Here is a 25,160-nt window from a genome sequence, read left to right on the forward strand (position 1 = left end):
GGTTTCAGGCCGCATATGGTCTGACGAAAACGGGCTTATCCGCTTCCGACAGATCAGGGCGGTATTCATAGCCGCCACTGTCGAAATCCAGCAGCGCCTTAGGATCGGTCAGGCGGTGTTGGATGACATACCGCGCCATGGCACCGCGTGCCTTTTTGGCAAAAAAGCTCACAATCTTTGGGGTGCCGCCCCTATCTTCCATGAAGACCGGTGTGATGACGCGCAGGTTCAGGGCATTCAAATCCACCGCACCAAAATACTCCTGACTGGCACAATTCACCAGAATGTCGCTGTTAATTTCGGCTCCTTGCGCGTTCAGTGCCTTGCTGAGCTGATCGCACCAGTATTCGTAAAGGTTCTTCCCTCTTCGGGTTTTCAGCTTGCTGCCCATCTCAAGCCGGTAGGGCTGTATCGCGTCGAGTGGCCGCAACACACCATAAAGGCCGGAAAGGATGCGCAAGTGGTCTTGCGCCCATAACAGCTCGTCTTCGTCCAGCGAAGCAGCTTCAAGCCCTTGATATGTGTCGCCAGCAAAAGCAAGCGCAGCCGGGCGTGTGACCTTGGCGTCGGGTGCATCCGAAAAAGCGCGATACCGGTCGCGGTTCAGGCGTGCCAGATCGTCGCTCAGGTCCATCAGTTTCTTCAGATCACCCAGCGTCAGGTTGCGAGCGGTTTTGGACAGCCGGATCGCATCCTCCTGAAAATCGGGCTGCGTTACCCCGACATTCCGCTCTGCCCAGTCCAGCCGTTTGGCCGGGGAAATCACGATCAGCATATCCGCCCTCTTTCTTGCCTGTTCGGGGGTATCTAGCCCGGCTCACGCAGCACGTCCAGAAAAGCGGCGCCAAACCTTTCGTGACGTCGATCACCCAGCACCTGTGCAATTCCACGGGGATCATCGGGGCGCAGTTGCGCAACTTTTGCCAATTGTGAGGCCGAGCAGGTCAGGGGCTTGTCGATCCCGGCTGGACCGCGCGACAGCAAAGACTGAACTTTCATCAAGCGGTCGTAAATCTCACCCTGATCGCGTCCAGCCAGCTTTCGCCGCGCCGGATGAACGCTTCTTGCTTCGCCCGCGATTACTTCAAGGAACGTATCGCCATAGCGTTCCAGCTTTTTGGCGCCAACACCGCCGATCCGGGCCATATCGTCCAGCGTTACAGGGCGCTTTTCAGCCATCTCGATAAGCGTGCGGTCGGGAAAGATCACATAGGCCGGAACACGTGCAGCTTCAGACAGGGCACGGCGTTTGGCCTTGAGCGCTGACAGCAGCGGGGCGTCCTCTTCGGAAACCATTGCCTTGACCGCAGGCCGACGTACCGCATTGCGCAACGTATCCTTGCGTAAGTTGATTTGCGCCTCGCCTTTCAGGATTGGTTTTGCCGCCTCGGTCATGCGCAATGCGCCGTGACGGTCGGGGTCGGGGCGGACCAGATCGTGGCCCATCATCTGCCGGAAAATGGCCTGCCATTGCGGGCGCGTCCAATCCTTTCCGATGCCAAAGGTGGACAAATCCTCATGGCGGCGGGCGCAGATTTTGTCGGTCTCGTTTCCCAACAGGATATCGATCAAATGGCCTGTACCGAACCACTCCTCGGTCCGCAGGATCGCGGACAGGGCCATACGTACCGGAGTTGTGCCGTCGAAAACTTCGGGCGGGCTGTCGCACAGATCGCATTTGCCGCAGCGTGCTATGGTCTCGCCAAAGTAACCTAACAATGTCTGACGGCGGCATTCCAAGGCTTCGGCCAGACCCAGCAAGGCGTTCAGGCGCGCATGATCGGCCATGCGGCGCTCGGGCGGCGCTAGACCCTCGTCAATTTGTGAACGCCGCAGGCGAATGTCATCGGGGCCGAACAGGGTCAGCGTTTCGGCCGGGCCGCCATCGCGTCCGGCACGTCCGATTTCCTGATAATAGGCTTCGATCGATTTGGGCAGGTCCGCATGGGCGACCCAACGGATATCGGGTTTGTCGATGCCCATGCCAAAAGCCACTGTGGCGACGACGATCAACCCGTCCTCAAGCGCGAAACGGGTTTCGACAATGCGGCGATCTTCGGGGTCCATTCCACCGTGATAGTAGCAGGCCGAGTGTCCCTCGGCGCGCAGGGCCTGAGCAATCACCTCGGTTTTGTTTCTGGTGCCGCAATAAACGATGCCGGACTGGCCTTTGCGCGCATCTGCGAAATCAAGGATCTGCTTGCGCGGCCCGTCCTTTGCGGCAAAGGCCAGATGAATGTTTGGCCGGTCAAATCCGCGCAGAAATTTGCGCGGCTCAATGCCATCGAACAGTTTTTCGACAATCTCATCCTGCGTTTCGGCGTCCGCCGTGGCGGTAAACGCGGCCAGCGGCACTTTCAGGGCGCGCCGCAACTCTCCGATCCGCAGGTAATCAGGGCGAAAGTCATGCCCCCATTGACTGACGCAATGGGCTTCGTCCACAGCGATCAGGCTGACGTTGATCCGACGGAGCATCCCAAGCGCAGACCCGGCAGCCAGACGTTCGGGCGCCATGTAAAGCAGCTTCAGCCGCCCGTCCTCCAGCGCATCCCAGACGGCCTCGGTTTCCTCGGGCGTGTTGCCGGATGTCAGCGCACCGGCCTCGACCCCGGCCTCTTGCAAGCCGCGTACCTGATCGCGCATCAGGGCTATGAGTGGAGATATAACCACCGTCACCCCGTCGCGGAGCAGGGCAGGCAATTGAAAACATAAGGATTTACCGCCACCCGTGGGCATGATCGCCATCACGTTTTCACCTGCCTTCACGGCGTCGACAATCTCTTCCTGCCCAGGGCGGAAGGCGTCGAATCCAAAGACATCTCGCAGCAAGGGTGCGGCGTCGAACATATGCGGGGGTGCCCTGTTTTAAGGTTTATCTGCTCTTAAGACAGGACAATCACATACTAAGATTCAGTGAACAAGTGGTCAGTAAAAATAGGGCGCGTTGTTGATAAGGATGATCCGCAAAGCATAGACGCCGATCAGCACCACCAGCGGGGTCAAATCCAACCCACCCATATTGGGTAGAACGCGGCGGATCGGCCCGTAAATAGGCTCTAAAATGCGATTTAACCCGTACCAGATTTGTGCAACCAGTTGTTGGTGCAGGTTGAGCACCTGAAAGTTAATCAGCCAGCTCATGATCACATGGGCCAGAATGATGAACCAGACAATGTCCAGGATCAGCAGCAGGATTTGGATCAGCGACAGCATGGGGTCTCCGTTTTCTTGTTGGTCGAGACCTAAGCACCCTTTCAGCAAAGAGCAAGTAGGCTGAACTCTGCGCTTGCGAATTGCCCCAAAGCCCCGTTTTATGACCACAACAAGAAAACAGGGGCAGAAATGGCAGAAATATCCAAGCGCAGGCGTATCTGGGGCTGGTGGTTCTTCGATTGGGCCAGTCAGCCCTATCACACCCTTTTGGTAACGTTCGTGTTCGGCCCTTATTTCGCAGGTGTCGCTGCGGAGTATTATCTGGCATCCGGCCTGGACGCAGGGTCTGCAGACGCACAGGCACAGGTGGTCTGGGCCAACTGCATGACCATAGTCGGTTTGATTATTGCCTTCGGTGCGCCGCTGATGGGGGCGATGGCTGATGTGTCGGGTCGGCGCATCCCCTGGATATTCGCCTTTTCCGTGATGTACGCCGTAGGTTCCGGCGCGCTTTGGTACACGATGCCCGATGGCTCGAACATGTGGTTGATGCTGTCTGCCTTCGGTCTGGGTTTCATCGGTGCGGAGTACGCCCTGATTTTCATCAATTCCCAACTGCCCGATCTGGGTGATGACAGCGAAGTGGGCGAAATCTCCGGCTCGGGCTTTGCTTTTGGCTATTTCGGTGGCCTGATCTCGCTGGCGATCATGCTTGCGCTGTTTGTGGAGCAGGCCAACGGCAAAACGCTGATCGGAATGGACCCCTTGTTTGGGCTGGATGCGTCGCAACAGCAGGGCACGCGCTTTGTTGGCCCGTTTACTGCTGGGTGGTTCATTCTGTTCATGGTGCCCTACTTCCTTTGGGTCCATGACGACGAACCGAAAAACAAAAAGGGCAGCGTTGCCGAGGCGCTGCGACTGTTGGCAAAATCAGTGTCTAACCTGCGCCATCGCACCAGTTTGGCCAGTTACCTGGGCTCATCCATGTTCTATCGGGATGCGCTGAACGGGCTTTACAGTTTTGGCGGGGTCTATGCCCGGCTGGTGTTGGAATGGGACCTGATCAAGATCGGTGTTTTCGGCATCGTCAGCGTTCTGGCCGCAGCGGCCTTTTCCTGGGTGGGCGGCAAACTGGATAAGAAATATGGCCCCAAGCCCGTGATTATCGTTGCGATCTGGGTGTTGATCCTTGTCTGCATCACCATCGTCTCAATGGATCGGTCCCAGATTTTCGGTATCGCCATGTCCGAAGGGTCAGGCTTGCCGGATGTGGTTTTCTTTGGCTGCGGTATCCTGATCGGAGGCATGGGCGGCATTCTACAGTCCTGTAGCCGGTCGATGATGGTCCGGCATACGGACCCGGCAACCCCCGTCGAGAGCTTTGGCCTTTATGGTCTGTCGGGTCGTGCCACCGCCTTTGCTGCGCCACTTCTGATCGGGATCGCCACCACGGTGACCGGTAGCGCTCGTCTGGGGGTGTCACCCATCGTTCTGTTGTTTATTCTGGGTCTATTCCTGATGCGCTGGGTGAGACCTGAAGGGGATCAGAGCAGATGAAAATAAAACGTTTTTTGATCGTTTTGGCTGCGCTTGCTTTTGCAGGCACTGCGGCGGCAGAACCGCTGGCAAAGCAGTTGTTCGGGGCACAGAAACAAGCTTCCCAGCAAAAACCGGCCGCTTTCGGCAGTTATTCGCGCGGATGTGCTGCGGGGGCAATTCAACTGCCTGAAACGGGGCCTACATGGCAGGCAATGCGCTTGTCGCGCAATCGCAACTGGGGGCATCCGCAGACGATTGACTACGTGCAGGACCTCAGCAGGTTTGCAGCCAGCCAGCCGGGATGGAACGGTCTCTATATAGGGGATATCAGCCAGCCACGCGGCGGGCCGATGACCTCGGGCCATCGCAGTCATCAGTTGGGGCTAGACATCGATGTCTGGATGTTGCCCGGCGATAACATGCGCCTGAGCCGCAAGTCGCGCGAAAACATCTCGTCCATCTCTCTTCGTCGTTCCAATGGCGCTTACGTCAACGGAAACTGGACCAAGCAGCATCATGCGCTATTGCGCGAAGCGGCAAAAGACAAGCGCGTCGCCCGGATCTTCGTGTTTCCTGGGGCCAAGGTTCAGATGTGCGACGATGAAAAGGGGAACCGCGACTATCTACGTAAGATAAGGCCCTGGTGGGGACATCACTATCATTTCCACGTGCGACTGAACTGTCCCAGAGGGTCAAAGGGCTGTGTGAATCAAGACCCACCCCCCAAGGGCGATGGCTGCGCTGAGGCCCGTCAATGGGTGCACAACATCCTGAACCCGCCGCCACCCGATCCGAATGCGCCGCCGCCGAAGAAACGCCGGGAATACGTTCTGTCCGACTTGCCGCAACAATGCTCCGCCGTTTTGCAATCCAACTGAGTGTAGCGCTGTTTCTTGCCCCGGTGGCCGCCGCGCTGGATGTGAAATCCGCAGCCCACCTGAATAGTTTCGTTTGGCGGCATCCAGCAAGCTGGTTTGGCGGGTTTTCAGCGCTTCACATCTCGGACGACGGACGCCATATGATTGCGCTTAGCGACCGGGCGCGGATCGTGACTGCGCTGATTGAGCGGAGCGAAGGCCATATCGCGGATATTCACGTTCTTGGTCAATGGCCGGTGCTGTCCAGCCAAGGACACATCATGAAAGGCGGCGTAGGTGACTCCGAAGGGATCGCAGTGACGCCGGATAGCGGGATATTCATCTCGTTCGAAGGGGTGCACCGTGTCGCCTATTACCCTGCGCAGGGCTCCAGCGCGCGCGTATTGCCACGCCCGAATGCGTTCCGGAACCTTGCCGAAAATGGTTCTTTCGAAGCTCTGGCCATTGATGGACGCGGCTGGCTTTACACTTTGCCGGAAAAGAACCGCACCGCTAAGGGGGACATTCCGGTTTACCGTTGGAATGGCGACACATGGTCGACCCCGTTTGTTCTGCCACAGCGTGGCGGCTTTAAACCCGTTGCCGCGGATTTCGGTCCCGATGGGCGGTTTTACGTTTTGGAACGCAAGGTATCCTTGGTCGGTTTCCGATCACGGCTGCGGCGATGGGTCGTGGTAAACGAGAACCCAGGCGCCGAGGAAACCCTGTTCGAAACCGGAACGGGCGCGCATGACAACCTCGAAGGATTGTCGGTCTGGCGCGACGGGCAGGGCCTGTTGCGCGCCACGATGATCTCTGATGACAACTTTCTGGCGGTGCAGCGGACCGAACTTGTGGAATACCTGCTGCCCGATTGACAGGGCGCAGGCAAAGGTCTAAAGGCACGGCTTGCCTTGGGACGGTCCCTTGGCCAAGTCGCCGCTACCTTGTCAAAACGGGCATCAAAACATGCAACGTAACTTTATTCCCGGCATTATTGCCATGGCCGCCATTGTTGTGGCCTCGAACATTCTGGTCCAGTTCCTGATCCTTGACGGGCTGCTGACTTGGGGTGCTTTCACCTATCCGCTGGCCTTTCTGGTCACTGACATCATGAACCGCGTCTATGGCGTTGGTCCGGCCCGCAAGGTCGTGTTTGCCGGATTTGTCACCGGTGTCATCTGTTCGCTGATCGGCAGCCAGATCATGTTGCAGGGTGACGGGTTCACCTATGCTGCCGTACCGCTGCGCATCGCCGTTGCATCGGGAACCGCTTTCCTGATCGCGCAACTGACGGATGTTACCGTGTTCAATTCCCTACGCGGTGGTCGCTGGTGGCGTGCGCCGCTGGTGTCGACGCTGGTAGGGTCGGCACTGGATACCGCGATCTTCTTCACGCTTGCCTTTTCGGCTTCGGTCACCTTCTTCGGCGCCAATGCCGACGCTGCAATCAACTGGGCGTGGGAACCTGTTCCTTTCATGCTGTCCGGCCCGATGGCACCGCTTTGGGTGACGCTGGCTTTTGCGGACTGGATGGTGAAGCTTTCACTGGCGCTGATCGCCCTGATCCCGTTCAAGGTGATCGTTGCGCGGCTGACTGCGCAGCCTGTGTAAAAAAACGCTTTGAGAATGGCACAACTTGTGGCACGCTTCTTTTCAACCGCAACAGATAGAAAAGGAGGTGATCCAGTGTCAAGAAAGAGATTGGAGAGAGGTGTCGGAACAACCGGGGGGATCGCCCGTTAGGGCAGCCCTTGGCGGAGCGCTCGCTCCGGCTGGTCGATTGATCTAACCGACCCGACCTCCTGAACTTTCGAAGGGCCGTCCTGCTGGGGCGGCCCTTTTTGTTCCCGTCACCTTCTGGGGGCGGTCAAAATTCACTATGCGCTGGGGCTGGCTGAGTTCGATCCAATGTTAGAACCCGATCGCGGCAAAGGCGTGAATACGTGTTGTCAAAGCTTCGGTGCCTGGCCGCGTGCACTTGATGTCTGGCAAAGCTGCCGAGCGGCCTGACCCGGATATCCTTCTTCCTCACTTTCATCGAACACGACATAGGCGGCATAAGCGAATCTGGGTGCCGTTTCGACCAGCTTGAGCCACCCGTTGCAAAGTTCCGGTTCGACAACGCGCCTTGGGAAATATCCGGCCGAGGGAACCGACCGAAGATATTGCAGGCCGAGGGTGCCTATGCCCAACTGAAGGCGCGGCGCATCAAGCCCTGGAAAGTTCAGCATATGATCGGCGCGAAACTCCGGGCCCCAGTCTATCAGGATATAAGCGTTACCCAGATCAGCGGGGAGGGCTTCCGGGCCGCTGCTGACAAGGACAAACTCGTCCTCGAAAAGCTGGAGCGCGGTCAAGCCAGGTGCGTTTCGCGGCCGGTACATGATGGCAAGATCCAGGTTGCCTTCCTCGATCTCGCGCGTGAGTGTTTCCGACGGGGCCGCTGTCGCCCGGATAGCGACGTCAGGTAGTGCCGCCATCAACTTGGGAAGGGCGTTGATCAGATAGCCGTCCCAAAGGCTTGGTGTTGCGCCGATTTCCAAAGCAGCTGCCATCGAGGCAGGCAGACCGGCATCCAGCTTGGCCTGGGTCCACGTTCGCACCAGAACCTGTGCATGTTTGAGGAAATGTCGACCGGCAATGGTCAAGGTCGCACCAGACTTGCTGCGTTCAAACACGGGCTGTCCAAGCTGTTGTTCGAGCGTTCGGATTCGCATGCTGACGGTCGATTGCGTAACATGGACCTTGTCCGCTGCATCAAGAAAAGTGCCGGTTTCAACGACCGCAAGGAAGGTTCGGGCGAGTTCAATATCCATCGTTCACCTATTTGAATATTCGATATTATTGGCGATATAAATTCGTTATTCAACGCTATGCGAATGTGCGATATACGCCTTGTAGCGCGAAAGTGCCCCCACCGGATCGGACCGCCAATCAACAGTTTTCATCGCAAAGTGGACAACCCGATCTGCGGAACAGGTGCAATCTGTCTGCCTTAGATAAGCCTCCGACACCCTAGCGCTGCACCAACCCCTCAATGGGTAAACCGCCCATTCCCTGATGGAGAACAAAATGAGTCGAGTTTCTGTTGTTGCTCTGCTCGCGTCATTCCTTGCCCTTCCGGCCGCTGCCTTGCCGGTAGGACTGGACACGGACGGTGATGGTCTGGCTTCGCTGACCGAGCTACAGACAAAGTACCCCGATATTACCAGTGAGAGCTTTGCCGAAATTGACACGGATGCCGATGGTTTCGTCAATGACGAAGAAATGGTCGCCGCGGTCGAGGCCGAGTTGCTTCCTGATCCCAAAGGTGACGAATAAGCCGGGGTTGCCAAGAACATGAGAAACCCCTCTCCACCCTACAGGTGGATGCTTGCCGGGATGGGTATCTGGTTAGTGCTGTCCCCATTTGTACTGTTCAGCCAGAAAACCCTAGCTCACGGTTCGTCTGACCGTGAGTCGCTCGCCTTCATGACGATCGGTATTGGTGTGTTGGTCATGTCAGGCGCTAGCGGCCGGGGCCACCTTCTCGCACGGGTGGCTCCGGTATTGGCGGTTGGGGCAATACTGATCGCCGCGCCGGAGGTGCTGCATTTTACCGGTCATGGTGTGGCAGTGGCAAATGCTTGGCTCACGGGATCTGCGCTGATCGCGCTCGCCGCTTGGGAGGCGCTGGCGAGCAACAGATTGCGTGCAATCCTGTAGGCTGGCGCGGGGCGGGCAACTGCCCCGCGTTTTCTTTTGGCTCCAAAATCTAAATGATCTCGTCCTCATCGAACATCGGATCGCCGTCAAGCTGGCTGGCAATCGTATCGACCCGCATTTCGACATCCGAGCCGGTCGTTTCAGCTATATGAAACAACGCGTCGCCTTCATGAACGACAGGCAGATTTGTACGCCCAACGATGATACCCGTGGTTTCGCAGATGATATCGGTCCTGAGTTCTCCGAACGGGTCGGAAATGCGTCCAAGCAGGTCACCAGCGGCGACGTATTCTCCGGCGGCTTTGAAAGTCCGCAACAGGCCACCGGCGGGCGCGCGCATCCACGAACTTGACCTGACATGGACAGGCTTTTCGCGCACAGCGGCGATGCCACGCTTGGCAACCATTCCCTTTGCGTTCATCACCCGAAGGATGCCTGCAACCCCCGCCCGCGCAGACAGTTCGTCGAAACGCAGACCCTCACCACCTTCGAACAGCAGGATATCCACACCACGCTCTTGCGCGGCCTTGCGCAGTGACCCGTCGCGCAGCTTTGAAATCAGCACAACAGGCGCACCGAACGCATCAGCGTATTTGAGGGTGACATCCGAAGCCGGAGAGACGCGGATCTGCGGCAGATTGGTGCGGTGTATCGCGGCAGAATGAAGATCAATCCCCAGGTCCGACCGCTCGACGATCTCGGTCATGAAAAGATGCGCCAGCCGACCGGCCAGCGACCCTCCTTCGCTGCCGGGGAAGGATCGGTTCAGGTCGCGCCTGTCAGGAAGGTATCGGGAATGTGTCATGAAACCAAAGGCATTCACGATCGGGATAACCAGCAAGGTACCCGCAAGCTTGTCAAGCTGTGGCGCCCGAAGCAGCCGCCGTGCGATCTCCACGCCGATCACCTCATCGCCGTGAACGGCGGCACTGACAAACAGGACCGGTCCGGGGCGGCGGCCGTGAACCACGTGTACTGACATGCTCACTGGGGTATGATCCGACAGCACGCTGACCGGCAAATCCAGAGTGGTTCGTGTACCGGGCGGTACGCGAAAACCCCCGATTTCAAAGGGACCGCGCATCGCCTCTACCCACGGCCTCGTGTCTTCGTGTTGCCTTTGGCCGCATTCTTTTCGAGAAATTCGATGATTTTGCCCGCGACATCGATGCCGGTGGCCTTTTCAACGCCTTCAAGCCCGGGTGAGGAGTTCACTTCCATAACCACGGCACCGTGATTGGCCCGCAGCATATCGACACCACAGACATTCAGGCCCATCGCTTTGGCCGCACGCACGGCTGTCGAGCGTTCCTCGGGCGAGATTCTGATGGGCTTGGCGCTGCCACCCCGATGCAGGTTTGATCTGAACTCGCCCTCGGCCCCTTTTCGTTGCATCGCCGCGATCACCTTTCCACCGACCACAAGCGCACGAATATCCGTGCCGCCTGCTTCCTTGATGAACTCCTGTACCATGATGTTGACCTTGGCACCGCGAAACGCCTCGACCACGGATTTTGCCGACCGGTTTGAATCCGCAAGCACCACGCCGATGCCCTGCGTGCCCTCCAGCAGCTTGACCACCAGCGGAGCGTCCCCTGCCAGTTTGAGAACTTCGTCGGTCTGTTTCGGGTCATGCGCGAAGGTGGTGACCGGCAATCCGATCCCGTCACGTGCCATCAGCTGCATGGACCGCAACTTGTCACGGGATCTGCCAATTGCAACCGACTCGTTGAGCGGAAAGACACCCATGATTTCGAACTGCCGCAACACGGCCAGCCCATAGAATGTGACCGAAGCGCCGATCCGTGGGATCACCGCGTCATAGCGCCCAAGCTTCTTACCGTCGTAATAAACCTCGGGTCGGCGCGACGCGATATTCATGTAACAGCGTAGCGTGTTCACGATATCCAACTGGTGCCCGCGTTGTTCAGCAGCCTCTTTCAGACGCTGGTGGGAATACAGGTTTGGATTCCGGGCAAGCATGACAAGCTTCATTGATGTCGTCCTTCTGCGTCCTTGGATCTTGTCTTGCTTTTCATCTTTTTCGGATCTTTTCGTGCATCCAGAAGATATGAGTGGCCGGGATCGACAAGGATCCCACGCCTGCGAATGGCGGTACGGCCAAGGATCAGATCAAACTCCATCCTCGCGCGATTGGCCAGCGAAACGTCGATTAGCCACCGATGCCGTCCAAGCAGAAGCTGTGTTCTGACGATCAACCGGCGTTCCGGAATGCCACCAGTGTTCTTGATTTCCCGCTCGTCTACAACCCGCGTACGCACCCGGCCCGATGACCGGCGGTTATGGACCGGGATCATGAACTCGACCCATCGTTCGCCATCAACCTCGAACACGGTCTGGTCCACGGCATGCAGGGCTGCGGTTCTGGCACCTGTGTCTATCTTTGCCGGAATATGCTCGATCCCGAAATCAGGCAGGCTGATCCGCTCGCGCCATCCTATGACTTCGGGGTATCCTGTTTGTTTGACCATGGCGACTAAGCCACGCTGTCATCATTGGCGCGCCGGTAATTCACAAACGAATTCGCGCTCATTACAACGTAAAAACTATCCATATCGATTAACACGTACCCAAGTTCAAAAAGCGCGATCGACAGGGCGCGGATATCTGTTTCATACAAACGCCTGCGCCTGGCGATCCGACGCACCAGCTTGTCCGGAATGCGATACCGTCCGCTGACCTTGCCGCCAAACTCCTGATCGTACAAGGCGGCCAGACGTTCGGCTGCGGCTGATATCCAGTCATTTTCCTGCATGCACTTTCTTACAAATCAGAAATTTTTTTGTCTATAGGCAAATATTTTCTGTTATATGGGTGAAAGTAAGAAACTTTTACCCCCACAGGTCGGCGGATGAGCGATACGGACTCCTTACCAAGGGAAACAGGGACGCAGCTTCAGCTGGCGTTGGAAAATCGCGACGGGGCGGCGCTGGCAGACCTGCTTGATCCGCTTTCGCTCAGCGATGCCTTGCGGGAATTGCTCAACCTGCCCGTTGACCAGCGAAGCGCCGCGCTCTCGTTGCTGCCGCCGGAACGTGCGGCCGAACTGGTCGAAGAAGCGCCAAACGCGCTGGCGGTCGATCTTGTTGAACGCATGTTTTCCGATCAGGCCGCCGAAATTATCCTTGAGCTGGATTCCGACATTCAGGCGGATGTCATCGGGGAACTTGAAGACGCCGATGCAGAAGCGATCCTTGCCCGGATGAATCCGGAAGATGCGGCGGATGTCCGGCGACTGGTCGAGTATGACGACGATGTCGCCGGTGGTCTGATGGTGGCCGAAGCCTTTACCTTTTCCGATGGTGATACAGTCGGAAAGGTTCTGCGGCGTTTCGCTCATGAAGAGTACGACCTTGAACGTTACCGTGGCCAGCACCCTTACGTTTTGAATTCCGATGGCGTGCCTGTCGGGGTGCTTTCATTACGTAGCCTGCTGTCCACACGGCGAAGCATCAAACTCACCGATATCATGGTGCCCCCTATCACGGTTCCGGCCAGCATGCCGCTGGAAGAACTGGAGGACCTTTTCGATGAGCACCCTTTTCTTGGGTTGCCGGTTGTCGAAACGGACAGGAATCTTGTGGGTGTCGTTTCCCGCTCTGCCGTGAATGAGGCCCTGCTGAAGCGCGCGGAATCGGCAAGCCTGAAACGCCATGGTGTCTTTGGAGACGAACTGCGATCGATGCCTTTGCCGCTCAGGGCGCGGCGGCGGCTTCAATGGCTGTCGGCCAACATCGTGCTCAACGTAATCGCGGCCAGCGTGATTGCCGCCTACGAACAGACCCTTTCTGCCGTGATCGCTCTGGCTGTGTTCCTGCCGATGGTCTCGGATATGAGCGGTTGTTCCGGCAATCAGGCCGTTGCGGTCAGCATGCGCGAGCTGTCGCTTGGTCTGGTCCGGCCCATTGATGCTATGCGGGTCTGGCTAAAAGAGGTTTCGGTCGGCATCATCAACGGCTGTGTCCTTGGCCTGCTGATCGGACTCGTTGCCTGGATGTGGAAAGGAAACCCGTTTCTGGGTTTGGTGATTGGCGGCGCGCTGGGTTTGAACACGATCATCGCGGTATCGATCGGTGGCGTTCTGCCTTTGCTGTTAAAGCGCATCGGTCAGGACCCGGCGGTCGCCAGTGGCCCTTTGCTGACAACGATCACAGACATGGCAGGGTTTTTCCTGGTCCTGAGCCTTGCAACAGCGATGATGCCGCTCCTGAATTAGTGTTTTTCATGCACCCCGATCAACACAGGGGTCGGGCGCTCAACCACGAGGAAGACATGACGATCTCAAGCATTGTCAAAACGCAGAACCTTAAAAAGCCGCCATTTTGCGACACTGACACAACGGTGTTCGATGCGGCCGTCACCATTGCGTTGCTGGATGTGAACGCGCTGGCGGTTCTCAGCGAAGGGAAGCTGGTCGGGATAATCACGGATCATGACGTGCTGCTGTGCCTGGCGGATTCCGGCTCAGCTTTCTACAAGCAGACAGTGGGTGACTGGATGACGGAAAAACCTGTCACCTGCGCGCTGGGCTCGAAGTTGTCCAATGGTCTTAATCTGATGGCCAAACACAAAATCCGAAATCTTGTCGTAACTCAGAATGGAAAAGCAATTGCCATCGTCAGTAGTAAAGAAATCCTGGCACGGGTGCATGAGGAAGACGAGTTGGAGCTGAATGTGTTGCGTGACATCGCCCGCGGTGCTCAGGGCCAATCAATAGCCTGACACCCCGGTTCCATGTCTGCTCACTCTACATTCAGGGCCGCTATGGAAAGTCACTGTTAAAGATGGAAATGCTGACTTTCCAGGTGCCATCCGTCTGGCGTTTCAGGACGTTCACAAACTTCCCTTTCTCTGGCGGGTCAGAATCAGCGATAGCAAAAGACCCGACCTGATAGGCGGTATCTCCATCCACACTGAAATCGATCAACTCATTTGTATGCGTTCCACCGGTGTTTTCTTTAATTCTTTCCCGATAGGCTGCGATGAACGCCTCGCGCCCGCGCAGCAGGGGTTCTCCGGGCGCCAACAACATGACGTCTTCGGTAAAGAACGCAGCGCAGCCAGCAGCATCGCCTCGGTTAAATGCCTGATTGTACGCTTCATCAAAGTCTTCGAGCACGCGCCTCATATCCATGACGATCCCTTTCACAACCAACATTCACGAAAGATCGTTGCAGCCCTTCGCGCATTCGATTCTGCATAAGTAACGCAATATGGCCACAGCGTTGGCGGCACCTGACGTTAAATGAGCTGGGCTTGGAATACCTGACGGCGAACGCAACTGATGCGAACGGACGTCCCAGCCACCGCCAGGATTCTGCATTGCGCGAACTGCCAAAGCAGGCTTGATCGCACATATGCACTGCGCTAGGCACCGAGGATGAGGAGACTTGCTGAAATGCTGTGCCGCTATGGCTTACGCCCGCCCGCTTGTTGCGGGTTTCCGACGGCTCGGGTCAGGATCGCGACTCTTCCTTTTTATTCGCCCAAGTCACCAAGCTGACACTGACATGCTGCGCATCACCGAAGATATTGCTCTGCAAGACTGGGAAATGACCGAAAGTTTTGTACGATCGTCCGGTCCCGGAGGGCAGAATGTCAACAAGGTGTCGACCGCAGTCGAGCTGCGCTTCGAAGCGGTACGCTCACCGTCCTTGCCCGATCCGGTCAAGGCCCGGCTAAAGCGACTGGCCGGGCGACGCTGGACCAAAGATGGCGCAATCATCATTCAATGTGAGGAAACACGCTCGCAGGCCCGCAACCGTGAAATCGCGCGCGCGAGGCTGGCAGAACTGATCGCCCGCGCGCTGGTCAAACCCAAACGGCGGATCGCAACGAAACCGACCTATGGTTCGGTCAAGCGTCGACTTGCCGCGAAAAAGGCGCGTGGCGACGTCAAGGCGCTGCGGGGCAAGGTGTCTGAAGATTGATCTGGCATCTTGCCGGGGCGTTGATAGTCTGGCCCGCAAAGGCTGCAAAAGGGCAACGTCATGAGGCTGGAGGGAAAAACCGCAATCGTCACCGGTGGTGCATCGGGTTTTGGCGCGGGGATCGTGCAGAAATTCCTGGCCGAAGGCGCACGCGTCATGATCGCGGACATCAATGGTGACGCAGCCGCTGATATGGCGGGGCAACTTGGGGCCGGGGTATTGGCGCACCAGGTCGACGTCGGCAATAGGGCTTCAGTTCAAAAGATGGCGGACACGGCACTCGCCGCCTTTGGGGCGCTCGATATTCTGGTAAACAACGCAGGTGTCACCCACTTGCCAACCCCTCTGGAAAATGTCACCGAGGATGATTTCGACCGGGTCTTCAAGGTGAACATGAAGTCCGTCTATCTGACCGCCCGGGCATTTGTTCCCCATATGAAGGCGCGCGGCGCGGGTGCAATTCTGAACGTAGCCTCGACGGCGGGCCTGTCTCCGCGCCCGAATCTGAACTGGTACAACGCGTCCAAAGGGTGGATGATCACTGCAACCAAGACCATGGCGGTCGAACTGGCCCCAACCGGCATACGCGTGAACGCGATCTGCCCAGTGGCGGGCGAAACACCGCTGTTGAAATCTTTCATGGGCGAAGACACGCCCGAGATCCGCGCCAAGTTCCTGGCGACCATCCCACTGGGACGGTTTTCAACACCCGAAGATATGGCCAACGCCGCCTGTTTCCTGTGTTCGGACGAGGCCAGCATGATCACCGGCACCGCGCTCGAGGTCGATGGCGGCCGATGTATCTGATCCGATCTTCATCTGGCCAAAAATATCCCCGCCAGAGGCAGCGCGCGCCCGCGCGCTTCCCCGCACCAATCCCGAGTTCAAGATGATCCCTGGACCAAGAAACCTGATTACCGATGTCCCCGGCCTGGCAGTTGGAAACGCTCAGGACGATGCGCTGAAGTCCGGGACCACGGTCCTCACGGCAGATAAACCGTTCGTTGCGTCGGTCCATGTGATGGGCGGGGCACCGGGTACGCGCGAAACCGATCTGCTTGCGCCTGATAAAACCGTCACAGGGGTGGACGCGCTGGTTCTGTCCGGCGGATCGGCCTTTGGACTGGACGCCTGCTCGGGTGTTTCAGATGCGATGTGGGCTGAAGGGCGCGGGTTTCCCGTCAGTTCAGCGAAGGTTCCGATCATTCCCGGCGCGATCCTGTTTGACCTGCTCAATGGCGGTGCAAAGGATTGGGCGGAAAACCCCTATCGTGCGCTGGGGCGGGCTGCTTATCTGGGCGCTTCAAAAGATTTTGATTTGGGGTCCGTCGGGGCGGGCACCGGGGCGTTGGCCGCAATGCAGAAGGGCGGGCTTGGCTCTGCCTCGTCCATTCTGCCTGATGGAGTCACGGTCGGGGCCCTCGTTGCGGCGAACCCGCTGGGCAGTGTCACAACACCGGGTGACCGGCATTTCTGGGCAGCCCCCTTCGAAGTTGGCGATGAATTTGGCGGGCTGGGCCCCGATATGTCGCCGGATCAAAGCCGGATCCGCCGCAGCCGCAAGGCGTTGGCCATGAGTCCAGCGGAACCCGAACAGACAAACACGACCATCGCCATTGTCGCCACCGATGCCGTTCTGACCAAACCACAATGCCAGCGCCTTGCAGTAGCGGCGCATGACGGAATCGCGCGGGCCATCCTGCCTGCCCATACCCCCAACGACGGCGATTTGGTCTTTGCCCTCAGCACAGCAGCACGTCCGTTGCAGTCAGAGGCCGATCTCACTCTGATCGGGCACGCGGCCTCGCTGTGCCTGTCCCGGGCCATTGCGCGGGCGGTCTATCTGGCGACCCCGGCGGAAGGAGACCTGTTGCCCTGCTGGACCACTGTACATGACTTAAGTTAAGGACACACCATGTGTCGCAGTGGCACTGTAGATGCGCGCGGCAATCCGCGCGTTGACACTTTTATGCGCCGGGGGTCCATTCGGTGCAGCCAATTTGTATCGGAGCACAAGCTATGAATCGTATCCTCACTATCGCAATCGCTGGCCTGCTGGCGCTGCCCGCTCATGCCGAAGGCGATGCCGAAGCCGGTGAGAAAGCTTTCAACAAATGCAAGTCCTGCCACATGATCGCTGATCCGGCCGGAGAAGTCATCGTCAAAGGCGGAAAAACCGGCCCCAACCTCTATGGCGTCGCTGGCCGCACTGCCGGAACCTACGAAGACTTCAAATATGGCGACAGCATCGTCGCAGCCGGTGAGAAGGGTTTGGTCTGGGATGAGACGTCCTTTGTGGAATACACGCAGGACCCTAAGGGCTTCCTGCAATCTTATTTGGACGACACCGCTGCCAAGTCGAAAATGACCTTCAAGCTGAAAAGTGGCAGTGAAGACGTCTTTGCCTATATAGTCAGTGTATCAGGCGAATAAACGCTAGCATTGTGCACCCACGCACAAGGACCAAAGGCCGCAGCCCCTGCGGCCTTTGGTGCGATTGATACCAGTGTAGAACAGCGCCACTTTGGTATCTGACGGCAAACCGCAGAGTGTGCCGCAACGCCAAGCCGACCCGGCAATAGCTAAACCCAACATCAGCGCCCGTCAGGCGGATTGGCAGCAGGAGAGGACAGATGGGCATTATGATCCCGGCTTGGGTTGATGGTGAATTGACCCCGGTAGACAAACTTGAAGCTCACGAAAAGGGCCTCAAGCACAAGGCCGTGTCGGTGTTTGTCGTAAGGGGCACCGAGATTTTGTTGCAGCGCCGGGCGCTGGGCAAATACCACACGCCCGGCCTGTGGGCGAACACTTGCTGCACGCATCCCGACTGGGACGAAAGCTCCTCAACCTGCGCCGTGCGCCGCTTGAACGAAGAGCTGGGGATCACAGGTCTTTACCCTGAATACCGTCACCGTTTGGAATACCACGCCGATGTTGGGAACGGCATGGTGGAAAACGAAGTTGTCGACGTTTTTCTGGCCCATGTGCGCGGACCGCTGAAAATCGCACCTAATCCGGACGAAGTCATGGATATCCGCTGGATCGACTACCATGACCTGTTGGCCGAAGTGGCCCGCCACCCGGACCGGTTTACACCGTGGCTCAAAATCTACCTGCACAACCATGCGGACACGATTTTCGGCCCGGACCTGATCATTTCTGCCAAATCCTGACGCACTCCGAAAATCCCTGCCTTGCAAGGGCGGCCCAAGCCGCCTAAATCAACGCGTCATGGCCAAGCAGAAGACAGACCCGAATTACAAGGTAATCGCCGAAAACCGGCGCGCCCGCTTCGATTACGCAATCGAAGAGGACATTGAATGTGGCATCATCCTGCAAGGGTCCGAGGTCAAATCCCTGCGCGCGGGCGGCTCGAACATCGCCGAAAGCTATGCCACGGTCGATGACGGAGAGCTCTGGCTGGTCAACAGCTATATCGCGCCGTATGAGCAGGCCAAGATGTTCAAGCACGAAGAACGTCGCCGCCGCAAACTGCTGGTGTCCCGCAAGCAGATGTCGAACCTGTGGAACGCGACGCAGCGCAAGGGCATGACTCTGGTGCCGCTGGTTCTGTATTTCAACCACAGAGGACTGGCCAAGGTTAAAATCGGCATCGCCAAGGGTAAGAAAACCCACGACAAGCGCGAAACTCAGGCCAAGCGTGACTGGTCAAGGCAGAAGCAGCGCTTGTTGAAAGATCACAGCTAGAACGCCATCGCCGCTTGAACCGCCCGTTGCCAGCGATCATAGGCCGCGTCGCGTTCGGCTTGTTCTTGCGTTGGCTCGAACCGGCGGTCCAGCGCCCATGTTTGGGCAAAACCGGCCTGATCCGGGTATATCCCGGCTTTCATACCTGCCAGCCATGCGGCGCCAAGGGCGGTCGTTTCCTGCATAACCGGGCGATCCACCGGGGCACCCAGACAATCTGAAAGACCTTGCATTGTCCAGTCAGATGCACTCATCCCGCCATCGACGCGCAGGATGACATCCGCCTCGGCCCCCCAGTCGCCCTGCATGGCGTGCCACAGGTCGCGGGTCTGAAAGGCGATGCTTTCCAGCGTGGCACGGGCAATCTCGGCCCGGCCGGAATTGCGCGTCAGACCGAACATCGCACCGCGGCAATCCGGCTTCCAGTAAGGAGCCCCAAGGCCCGTGAATGCGGGCACCAGGATCACATGCTGGTTCGGGTCGGCCTGCGCTGCCAGATCGCCGCTTTGCGGGGCCGAATCGATGATCTGCAACGCATCGCGCAGCCATTGCACGGCGGCCCCGGCGATAAAGATCGACCCTTCCAGCGCATAGGTGCGCTGACCGTCCAATTGGTAAGCGATTGTCGTCAGAAGACGGTTTTTCGATTCAACCGGCTGCGCGCCCGTGTTCAGCAGTGCGAAACAGCCCGTGCCATAGGTTGATTTCATCATACCGGGCTGGAAACAGGCCTGACCGATGGTGGCCGCCTGCTGATCGCCTGCCACACCCAGAATGGGGATGTTCCCGCCAAGCAAGGTGGTTGCGCCGAAATCCGAGGCGCAATCCTGCACGTTAGGCAACATATGAACGGGTACATCCAGCAACTCGCAAATCTCAGCACTCCAGGCGCCTTTGTGAATGTCGAACAGCAGGGTGCGGGCGGCGTTGGTGGCGTCAGTGGCATGGACACGACCTTCGGTCAGACGCCAGATGAGGAAACTGTCGATGGTGCCGAACAGCAACTCTCCGGCCTCAGCCCGCGCGCGTGCGCCTGAAACGGTGTCCAGCAGCCATTTGACCTTGGTGCCCGAGAAATAAGGGTCCAGCAGCAGGCCGGTCTGGGCGGTGACGTCATCCTCACACCCGGCCTGCTTGTATCGGGCGCAGATTTCGGCGGTGCGGCGGTCCTGCCAGACAATCGCGTTATGGATGGCCTTGCCGGTCTGCTTGTCCCAGACCACGGTGGTTTCACGCTGGTTGGTGATGCCGATACCGGTGATCTGGTCAGCCGAAACACCGGCGCTTTCCATCACCTCGCGACACACATGCAGAACGCTGGACCAGATATCCTCGGGGTCGTGTTCAACCCAACCTTCTTGCGGGAAATGCTGGGGGAACTCCTGCTGAGCGGTGCCAACACGGTTCATCTGCCCGTCGAACAGGATCGCGCGCGAGGACGTGGTGCCCTGATCAATTGCTAAAACATAGGTCATGTCCGCTCTCCCCCGGTGTCATTTTGCGCGACTTTAGCGCAAACAACGGCGCCGGGGCCAGAGCAGAAATCAGACCGGATCGACGGGAATATTGTCGATCAGGCGGACGCCATCGGCCCAGGCCGTGACGAACAAGCGCGCGGGTTTGCAGGCATTGGGCAGGCTTTCCAGCGTCTCGGCGCAGCGCAGATCGATATATTCCACCTCGGTAAAACCAGCGTCCAATAATGCGGCTTTTGCGTCTTGCGCCAGCACCGTGAATTCCTTGCCAGCGGCAAGCTTATCCGCCACCCGCCGCATGACCTCGTTCATGCGGGACGCGACCTTTACGCCCTCGGGCGACAACAGCAGATTGCGCGACGACATCGCCAACCCCGAAGGCTCGCGCACGGTTGGGCAGCCAACAACCTCGATGGGAATGTCCAGATCGCGGGCCATGCGGCGCACCACCAGCAGCTGCTGGTAGTCTTTTTCCCCGAAATAGGCTCGATCCGCCTGCGTTTGCAGGAACAGCTTGGCCACTACAGTTGCCACGCCTTCGAAATGGCCGGGGCGGAAAGGGCCTTCCATCATGTCGGTCAAACCGGCCACGGATACCGTGGTGGAAAAGCCGTCGGGATAGATTTCCTGAAGGTCCGGCACATAGATCGCATCCACGCCATAAGGGGCCAGCTTTTGCGCGTCTTCATGTTCCGTGCGGGGATAGTTCGCCAGATCTTCGGGGTTGTTGAACTGCTTGGGGTTCACAAAGATCGTCACGATCACCCGGTCACAGTTTTCCTTTGCGGCCTGCGCCAGCGACAAATGCCCTTCGTGCAGTGCGCCCATTGTCGGTACAACGCCGATAACGTCACCTGCGCGGTGCCATTCTGTCGTCTTGGTTCGCAGTTCCGCCAGCGAGCGCAGGATCGGCGCGGTCACGTCTTTGGTCCTTTCGCCGGAGCCTGAACAGCAAAGACATGTTCGTCCGCCGGAAATGTCCGCGCACGCACTTCGGCCGCGTATTCTGCGATGGCGGCTTCGGCCAACGGGCCAAGCTCGGCATAGCGTTTGACGAATTTGGGTTTGAAGGCGGTGAAAAAGCCGACCATGTCATCGACGACCAGAATCTGACCGTCACAACCGGCGGACGCTCCGATTCCGATGGTGGGGATGGCAACCTGTTCGGTGATCCTGTCGGCCAGACCTTGCGGCACTTTCTCAAGCACCACGGAAAACGCGCCAGCCTCGGTCACGGCGCGGGCGTCTGCCATGACGGTTTCGGCCTGTTCGTCACGCCCCTGCACCTTGTAGCCGCCCAGTGTGTTGATCGATTGCGGCGTCAGACCGATATGGGCCATCACCGGGATGCCGCGCCTGACCAGAAAGCGGATGGTTTCGGCCATCTCGACACCGCCTTCCAGCTTGGCTGCCCCCGCACCTGTTTCCGCCATCAGCCGCGCCGCGTTGCGAAACGCTTGTGCCGGGCTTTCCTCATAGCTGCCAAACGGCATGTCGATAACCATCATCGCCGTGCTCAGCCCGCGTGCGACGGCCTGACCGTGCAGGATCATCATCTCCATCGTGACACCAAGGGTGGATTCCAGCCCGTGCAAAACCATCCCGACGCTGTCCCCCACAAGAACAAAGTCACAATGCGTGTCCATCAGGCGCGCCATAGGCGTCGTGTATGCGGTCAGCGAGACCAGAGGCACGCCGCCTTTTCGGGCTCGAATATCTTCGGCGTTCGGGGCCTTTTTGCGGGCGGTGGCGCTCATGGTTGGCTCCTGCAGTGCATATGTTGCAGTGCGGCATAGCAGATCAGCCGGGGCCAAAGAAACCCCGGTTGCGCGAACATTCCCTTGATTGACCTCAGGTTTAAAGGAACACTGCCGATAAAACGGCCCGGAAAACATGGGCGCAGATTTTCAGTTGGGAGAGTTCACATGACAAAACACGTGCTTCGGACATTCGCGTCGACCGTGGCGATCGGCGCCAGCCTGTTGGCAACGCAGGTTTTGGCCAAATCCGACATCACCATCGCCATGCAGCTGGAACCCCCGCATCTAGATCCGACCAGCGCAGCAGCTCAGGCCATCGATTCGGTTGTCTACACCAACATTTTCGAAGGTCTGACCCGTTTCATGGGCGACGGTTCGGTCGTGCCCGGCCTTGCGGAAAGCTGGGAGATTTCCGAAGACGGCAAAACTTATACCTTCAAACTGCGCGATGGCGTGACCTTCCATGACGGCACGACCATGGATGCCGAGGATGTCAAATTCAGCCTTGACCGGGCCACGGCCGAGGACAGCGCCAACGCGCAGAAAGCATTGTTTGCAGGGATCGAAAGCGTCGAGGCCGTGGATCCGCTGACAGTCAGGATCACCCTGGCCGATCCGAACGGTAACTTCCTGTTCAATCTTGCCTGGGGTGACGCGGTGATCGTCGCGTCTGAAAGCATCGAGACCATCAAGACAAGCCCGGTTGGTACCGGCGCTTACACCTTTGGTGACTGGGTTCAGGGCGACAGCATAACACTGAACCGCAACCCCAATTATTGGGGCGATCAACCCGCTTTAGAGACTGCGACGTTCAAATTCATCTCAGACCCGACAGCCGCTTTTGCGGCCATGATGGCCGAAGATGTGGACGTGTTCGACAACTTCCCGGCACCGGAAAACCTGCCCCAGTTTGAAGCTGACCCGCGGTTTCAGGTTCTGGTTGGATCGACCGAGGGTGAAACGATCCTGTCCACCAACAACAAACAGCCGCCATTCAATGATATTCGTGTCCGGCAGGCGTTGGCCCATGCAATTGACCGGCAGGCCATAATCGACGGCGCCATGTTCGGATACGGCACCCCGATCGGGACACACTTCGCGCCACACAACCCCGCTTATGTCGATCTGACGGGCCAGTCTTCTTACGATCCCGAAAAGGCCAGGACTTTGCTGGCAGAGGCGGGATTTGAAAACGGGTTCGAGACAACTCTGCACTTGCCACCGCCATCTTATGCGCGCCGGGGCGGTGAAATTATCGCCGCACAGCTGGCCGAGGTCGGCATCACGGCTGAAATCATCAATGTGGAATGGGCCCAGTGGCTGGAATCGGTGTTCAAAGGCAAAGAGTTTGGCCTGACCATCGTCAGCCACACCGAACCGATGGATATCGGCATCTATGCGCGGCCCGACTATTACTTCCAGTATGACAGCATCGACTTTCAGACGCTGATGGAGACGCTGAATACCACCACCGACCCCGAGGCACGGACCCGTCTTCTGGGTGAGGCACAGCGCCTCATCTCGAACGATTATGTCAACGGGTACCTGTTCCAGCTGGCCAAGCTGGGCGTCGCCAAGGCAGGTGTTCAGGGCCTGTGGGAGAACGCTCCAACTGCGGCTATCGACCTGACTGCCATTTCCTGGTCGGAATGACACCAGTTGGCTGGGCCTGTTTGACGGGCCCAGCCTCACCATTGCGAAATGCGTTTCTTAACGATCATGAATAGCTTTGTTGCCGGAATCCTTCTTTTTCTTTTCGCGTCTGTCCTTCCCGGCGCAGGTTTTGCGCAGGGCTTGTTCCAAGGGCAGCAGGACACGCTTGTGGGAACCCCGGACAACCCGCTGCAAGTCGGGGTTGGTATCAAGATCGACCAGATTACCAGCGTCGATCAGCAATCGGAAAACTATGGTGCCGTGGTTGTTTTGCGGTTCGAATGGACAGACCCGGAGCTGGCGTTTGATGCGGAAAGCCTTGGTCGTGATTTTCGGGTTTTTGAACCGCCCGCTTTCGTGAAATACGCCGCTGAGCTGGATGTGGTAACCCCGGCTTTTGTTATCCACAACCAACAGTCCAATCGATGGATTCATGAATCCGCAGTTGCCGTGCGTCATGATGGTCACGTGACTTTTGTCGAAAAATCCTCGCTAACCTTGCAGGCTCCGCATTTCAACTTTCGCAAATACCCGTTCGATACGCAGGAATTTCACTTCGAAGTCGTATCGGTGTTTCCGTCGCAATTCGTTCTCTATCACGCGCTTGATGAATACTCCGGTCTGGGTGACATGCTGGGCGAAGAGGAATGGATACTTGGCAATGCCAGGGCTCTGACGTCAACGACGACCGGTTTGTCGGGCAACGAAAGCGACCGGGTCGAACTTGTCTTCGAAGGCACCCGGCACCTGACATATTACACCATCCGCATTTTCCTGCCGATGCTGGTGCTGATCACGGTGGGATGGGCGCTTTTCTTTCTGGATGAATACCGAAAACGGATCGAGATCGCAGGCGGCAACCTGTTGGTCTTTGTGGCCTTCAACTGGGCCATTTCCGCTGACTTGCCCAAGCTTGGCTATCTGACGTTTCTGGATTTCATTCTGCAATGCATGTTCCTGATGACAGGAACGATTATCGTCTTCAGCGTGATGTTGCGTAAATTGAAAGTTTCCGGTCGGGAAGAGACGGCCAGAAAGCTCGACAATTACGCGATCAAATGGATTTACCCGTTGGGATATGCCGCCATCATCGGCTATGCCGTCGTTGTCTTTCTGATGACGTCTTAGGCGCCGAATCCCACATCTATGTGGTTCTGAAATCGCGTGTATAGCTTTGGCTACCGGCTGTTCTGACCCTTGTCGGCGCAGCAGGACGGCGTGGCGGACACCGCGCACTGCCAACAACAGTAAAAATCGCAAGATTAAGCAGGCCCTGCTGATTGTCGTGGTGTCTGATTCAACACAACAGATGTCGGATTCAAGAGTATCCAAATTCGGTTATTTCGCGGATTC

General features: G+C 57.8%; 28 protein-coding genes. 16 read left to right on the forward strand and 12 right to left on the reverse strand.

The window, feature by feature from the left end; all coding sequences use genetic code 11:
• Positions 1-4 precede the first annotated feature (4 nt).
• The 3 genes from yaaA to AC2FNC_RS03310 all read right to left on the reverse strand — a co-directional run bounded on the left by yaaA (position 5) and on the right by AC2FNC_RS03310 (position 3,213).
• Positions 5-775 (reverse strand): peroxide stress protein YaaA, encoded by a 771-nt coding sequence (gene yaaA, locus AC2FNC_RS03300; RefSeq protein WP_480606139.1) that lies wholly within the window; start codon positions 773-775, stop codon positions 5-7.
• Positions 776-807: 32 nt separating this feature from the next.
• Entirely contained in the window at positions 808-2,847 is a 2,040-nt protein-coding gene (gene recQ / locus AC2FNC_RS03305) for a DNA helicase RecQ (protein ID WP_496714614.1), read from the reverse strand.
• Between the two features lie 78 nt (positions 2,848-2,925).
• Positions 2,926-3,213, reverse strand: a complete 288-nt coding sequence (locus tag AC2FNC_RS03310) for a YggT family protein (protein WP_170382138.1) — start codon at positions 3,211-3,213, stop codon at positions 2,926-2,928.
• A 129-nt stretch (positions 3,214-3,342) separates the two neighbouring features.
• On the opposite strand from AC2FNC_RS03310, the gene AC2FNC_RS03315 reads away from it, so the two are divergent.
• The 4 genes from AC2FNC_RS03315 to AC2FNC_RS03330 all read left to right on the forward strand — a co-directional run bounded on the left by AC2FNC_RS03315 (position 3,343) and on the right by AC2FNC_RS03330 (position 7,163).
• On the forward strand, positions 3,343-4,710 hold the full coding sequence (locus AC2FNC_RS03315) for an MFS transporter (RefSeq protein WP_480474496.1): 1,368 nt from the start codon (positions 3,343-3,345) through the stop codon (positions 4,708-4,710).
• Positions 4,707-5,570: a penicillin-insensitive murein endopeptidase gene (mepA, locus tag AC2FNC_RS03320; RefSeq protein ID WP_480474498.1), complete on the forward strand. Its 864-nt coding sequence runs from the start codon at positions 4,707-4,709 to the stop codon at positions 5,568-5,570. The genes AC2FNC_RS03315 and mepA overlap by 4 nt, the downstream gene beginning before the upstream one ends.
• Positions 5,543-6,427, forward strand: a complete 885-nt coding sequence (locus AC2FNC_RS03325) for an esterase-like activity of phytase family protein (RefSeq protein ID WP_480494977.1) — start codon at positions 5,543-5,545, stop codon at positions 6,425-6,427. Before mepA ends, AC2FNC_RS03325 begins: the two co-directional genes overlap by 28 nt.
• Before the next feature lie 91 nt (positions 6,428-6,518).
• Entirely contained in the window at positions 6,519-7,163 is a 645-nt protein-coding gene (locus tag AC2FNC_RS03330; RefSeq protein WP_480494975.1) for a queuosine precursor transporter, read from the forward strand.
• 338 nt (positions 7,164-7,501) lie between these two features.
• On the opposite strand, the gene AC2FNC_RS03335 is transcribed toward AC2FNC_RS03330, so the two are convergent.
• Positions 7,502-8,368, reverse strand: coding sequence for a LysR family transcriptional regulator (locus AC2FNC_RS03335; RefSeq protein WP_496714615.1), 867 nt, complete (start codon positions 8,366-8,368; stop codon positions 7,502-7,504).
• Between the two features lie 256 nt (positions 8,369-8,624).
• Between AC2FNC_RS03335 and AC2FNC_RS03340 the strand changes: the two genes are divergently transcribed.
• Positions 8,625-8,873: an EF-hand domain-containing protein gene (locus AC2FNC_RS03340; protein ID WP_480474506.1), complete on the forward strand. Its 249-nt coding sequence runs from the start codon at positions 8,625-8,627 to the stop codon at positions 8,871-8,873.
• A 48-nt stretch (positions 8,874-8,921) separates the two neighbouring features.
• Positions 8,922-9,257, forward strand: coding sequence for an SPW repeat domain-containing protein (locus tag AC2FNC_RS03345; RefSeq protein WP_496714616.1), 336 nt, complete (start codon positions 8,922-8,924; stop codon positions 9,255-9,257).
• 49 nt (positions 9,258-9,306) lie between these two features.
• Here the strand turns inward: AC2FNC_RS03345 and AC2FNC_RS03350 are convergent, their stop codons facing one another.
• From AC2FNC_RS03350 to AC2FNC_RS03365, 4 genes are read right to left on the reverse strand one after another with little or no spacing between them, the layout of a single operon-like run.
• Complete coding sequence (locus AC2FNC_RS03350; protein ID WP_480474510.1) at positions 9,307-10,341, reverse strand: succinylglutamate desuccinylase/aspartoacylase family protein; 1,035 nt, start codon at positions 10,339-10,341, stop codon at positions 9,307-9,309.
• A 5-nt stretch (positions 10,342-10,346) separates the two neighbouring features.
• Complete coding sequence (gene rimK, locus AC2FNC_RS03355; protein WP_480474512.1) at positions 10,347-11,252, reverse strand: 30S ribosomal protein S6--L-glutamate ligase; 906 nt, start codon at positions 11,250-11,252, stop codon at positions 10,347-10,349.
• Positions 11,249-11,749 (reverse strand): ATP-dependent zinc protease family protein, encoded by a 501-nt coding sequence (locus AC2FNC_RS03360; RefSeq protein WP_480474514.1) that lies wholly within the window; start codon positions 11,747-11,749, stop codon positions 11,249-11,251. The genes rimK and AC2FNC_RS03360 overlap by 4 nt, the downstream gene beginning before the upstream one ends.
• Positions 11,750-11,754: 5 nt before the next feature.
• Positions 11,755-12,033, reverse strand: a complete 279-nt coding sequence (locus AC2FNC_RS03365; protein ID WP_480474516.1) for a hypothetical protein — start codon at positions 12,031-12,033, stop codon at positions 11,755-11,757.
• A gap of 96 nt (positions 12,034-12,129) precedes the next feature.
• Here AC2FNC_RS03365 and mgtE point away from each other — a divergent pair, with 96 nt between their 5' ends.
• Together mgtE and AC2FNC_RS03375 are read left to right on the forward strand one after the other, a co-directional pair.
• Entirely contained in the window at positions 12,130-13,494 is a 1,365-nt protein-coding gene (gene mgtE / locus AC2FNC_RS03370) for a magnesium transporter (RefSeq protein ID WP_496714617.1), read from the forward strand.
• Between the two features lie 56 nt (positions 13,495-13,550).
• Positions 13,551-14,000 (forward strand): CBS domain-containing protein, encoded by a 450-nt coding sequence (locus AC2FNC_RS03375; RefSeq protein WP_480606122.1) that lies wholly within the window; start codon positions 13,551-13,553, stop codon positions 13,998-14,000.
• Positions 14,001-14,040: 40 nt separating this feature from the next.
• Here AC2FNC_RS03375 and AC2FNC_RS03380 read toward each other — a convergent pair whose 3' ends face one another.
• On the reverse strand, positions 14,041-14,427 hold the full coding sequence (locus AC2FNC_RS03380; protein WP_496714618.1) for a YybH family protein: 387 nt from the start codon (positions 14,425-14,427) through the stop codon (positions 14,041-14,043).
• A gap of 361 nt (positions 14,428-14,788) precedes the next feature.
• Here AC2FNC_RS03380 and arfB point away from each other — a divergent pair, with 361 nt between their 5' ends.
• The 6 genes from arfB (at position 14,789) to smpB (ending at position 18,919) form a co-directional block, all read left to right on the forward strand.
• Entirely contained in the window at positions 14,789-15,208 is a 420-nt protein-coding gene (gene arfB, locus AC2FNC_RS03385; RefSeq protein WP_480474524.1) for an alternative ribosome rescue aminoacyl-tRNA hydrolase ArfB, read from the forward strand.
• 60 nt (positions 15,209-15,268) lie between these two features.
• Positions 15,269-16,015, forward strand: a complete 747-nt coding sequence (locus tag AC2FNC_RS03390) for an SDR family oxidoreductase (RefSeq protein WP_480487861.1) — start codon at positions 15,269-15,271, stop codon at positions 16,013-16,015.
• A gap of 82 nt (positions 16,016-16,097) precedes the next feature.
• Entirely contained in the window at positions 16,098-17,114 is a 1,017-nt protein-coding gene (locus AC2FNC_RS03395; protein ID WP_480606202.1) for a P1 family peptidase, read from the forward strand.
• A 113-nt stretch (positions 17,115-17,227) separates the two neighbouring features.
• Entirely contained in the window at positions 17,228-17,641 is a 414-nt protein-coding gene (locus AC2FNC_RS03400; RefSeq protein ID WP_480474528.1) for a c-type cytochrome, read from the forward strand.
• A 200-nt stretch (positions 17,642-17,841) separates the two neighbouring features.
• On the forward strand, positions 17,842-18,384 hold the full coding sequence (idi, locus tag AC2FNC_RS03405) for an isopentenyl-diphosphate Delta-isomerase (protein ID WP_480606113.1): 543 nt from the start codon (positions 17,842-17,844) through the stop codon (positions 18,382-18,384).
• Positions 18,385-18,442: 58 nt separating this feature from the next.
• Entirely contained in the window at positions 18,443-18,919 is a 477-nt protein-coding gene (smpB, locus tag AC2FNC_RS03410; protein ID WP_267365868.1) for an SsrA-binding protein SmpB, read from the forward strand.
• Here the strand turns inward: smpB and glpK are convergent.
• From glpK to panB, 3 genes are all read right to left on the reverse strand, one after another.
• A complete protein-coding gene (gene glpK, locus AC2FNC_RS03415) occupies positions 18,916-20,394 on the reverse strand; it encodes a glycerol kinase GlpK (RefSeq protein ID WP_496714619.1) in 1,479 nt (492 codons plus the stop codon). The genes smpB and glpK overlap by 4 nt on opposite strands.
• 69 nt (positions 20,395-20,463) lie before the next feature.
• Positions 20,464-21,315: a pantoate--beta-alanine ligase gene (panC, locus tag AC2FNC_RS03420; RefSeq protein WP_480519591.1), complete on the reverse strand. Its 852-nt coding sequence runs from the start codon at positions 21,313-21,315 to the stop codon at positions 20,464-20,466.
• Positions 21,312-22,151: a 3-methyl-2-oxobutanoate hydroxymethyltransferase gene (panB, locus tag AC2FNC_RS03425; protein WP_496714620.1), complete on the reverse strand. Its 840-nt coding sequence runs from the start codon at positions 22,149-22,151 to the stop codon at positions 21,312-21,314. The genes panC and panB overlap by 4 nt, the downstream gene beginning before the upstream one ends.
• A 168-nt stretch (positions 22,152-22,319) precedes the next feature.
• Between panB and AC2FNC_RS03430 the strand changes: the two genes are divergently transcribed.
• Entirely contained in the window at positions 22,320-23,807 is a 1,488-nt protein-coding gene (locus AC2FNC_RS03430; protein ID WP_496714621.1) for an ABC transporter substrate-binding protein, read from the forward strand.
• A gap of 168 nt (positions 23,808-23,975) precedes the next feature.
• Complete coding sequence (locus AC2FNC_RS03435) at positions 23,976-24,935, forward strand: ligand-gated ion channel (protein ID WP_480519597.1); 960 nt, start codon at positions 23,976-23,978, stop codon at positions 24,933-24,935.
• Positions 24,936-25,160 lie beyond the last annotated feature (225 nt).

This window comes from Ruegeria sp. BHSA123 (assembly GCF_059613425.1).

Coding starts and splice junctions, on each gene's coding strand:
- AC2FNC_RS03345 (WP_496714616.1), top strand. CDS start 8,922: ATGCTTGCCGGGATGGGTATCTGGTTAGTGCTGTCCCCATTTGTACTG.
- AC2FNC_RS03350 (WP_480474510.1), bottom strand. CDS start 10,341: ATGCGCGGTCCCTTTGAAATCGGGGGTTTTCGCGTACCGCCCGGTACA.
- yaaA (WP_480606139.1), bottom strand. CDS start 775: ATGCTGATCGTGATTTCCCCGGCCAAACGGCTGGACTGGGCAGAGCGG.
- AC2FNC_RS03335 (WP_496714615.1), bottom strand. CDS start 8,368: ATGGATATTGAACTCGCCCGAACCTTCCTTGCGGTCGTTGAAACCGGC.
- AC2FNC_RS03360 (WP_480474514.1), bottom strand. CDS start 11,749: ATGGTCAAACAAACAGGATACCCCGAAGTCATAGGATGGCGCGAGCGG.
- AC2FNC_RS03330 (WP_480494975.1), top strand. CDS start 6,519: ATGCAACGTAACTTTATTCCCGGCATTATTGCCATGGCCGCCATTGTT.
- AC2FNC_RS03375 (WP_480606122.1), top strand. CDS start 13,551: ATGACGATCTCAAGCATTGTCAAAACGCAGAACCTTAAAAAGCCGCCA.
- glpK (WP_496714619.1), bottom strand. CDS start 20,394: ATGACCTATGTTTTAGCAATTGATCAGGGCACCACGTCCTCGCGCGCG.
- idi (WP_480606113.1), top strand. CDS start 17,842: ATGGGCATTATGATCCCGGCTTGGGTTGATGGTGAATTGACCCCGGTA.
- rimK (WP_480474512.1), bottom strand. CDS start 11,252: ATGAAGCTTGTCATGCTTGCCCGGAATCCAAACCTGTATTCCCACCAG.
- recQ (WP_496714614.1), bottom strand. CDS start 2,847: ATGTTCGACGCCGCACCCTTGCTGCGAGATGTCTTTGGATTCGACGCC.
- AC2FNC_RS03365 (WP_480474516.1), bottom strand. CDS start 12,033: ATGCAGGAAAATGACTGGATATCAGCCGCAGCCGAACGTCTGGCCGCC.
- mepA (WP_480474498.1), top strand. CDS start 4,707: ATGAAAATAAAACGTTTTTTGATCGTTTTGGCTGCGCTTGCTTTTGCA.
- mgtE (WP_496714617.1), top strand. CDS start 12,130: ATGAGCGATACGGACTCCTTACCAAGGGAAACAGGGACGCAGCTTCAG.
- AC2FNC_RS03430 (WP_496714621.1), top strand. CDS start 22,320: ATGACAAAACACGTGCTTCGGACATTCGCGTCGACCGTGGCGATCGGC.
- AC2FNC_RS03400 (WP_480474528.1), top strand. CDS start 17,228: ATGAATCGTATCCTCACTATCGCAATCGCTGGCCTGCTGGCGCTGCCC.
- AC2FNC_RS03325 (WP_480494977.1), top strand. CDS start 5,543: ATGCTCCGCCGTTTTGCAATCCAACTGAGTGTAGCGCTGTTTCTTGCC.
- AC2FNC_RS03390 (WP_480487861.1), top strand. CDS start 15,269: ATGAGGCTGGAGGGAAAAACCGCAATCGTCACCGGTGGTGCATCGGGT.
- panB (WP_496714620.1), bottom strand. CDS start 22,151: ATGAGCGCCACCGCCCGCAAAAAGGCCCCGAACGCCGAAGATATTCGA.
- smpB (WP_267365868.1), top strand. CDS start 18,443: ATGGCCAAGCAGAAGACAGACCCGAATTACAAGGTAATCGCCGAAAAC.
- AC2FNC_RS03395 (WP_480606202.1), top strand. CDS start 16,098: ATGATCCCTGGACCAAGAAACCTGATTACCGATGTCCCCGGCCTGGCA.
- AC2FNC_RS03340 (WP_480474506.1), top strand. CDS start 8,625: ATGAGTCGAGTTTCTGTTGTTGCTCTGCTCGCGTCATTCCTTGCCCTT.
- AC2FNC_RS03315 (WP_480474496.1), top strand. CDS start 3,343: ATGGCAGAAATATCCAAGCGCAGGCGTATCTGGGGCTGGTGGTTCTTC.
- arfB (WP_480474524.1), top strand. CDS start 14,789: ATGCTGCGCATCACCGAAGATATTGCTCTGCAAGACTGGGAAATGACC.
- AC2FNC_RS03310 (WP_170382138.1), bottom strand. CDS start 3,213: ATGCTGTCGCTGATCCAAATCCTGCTGCTGATCCTGGACATTGTCTGG.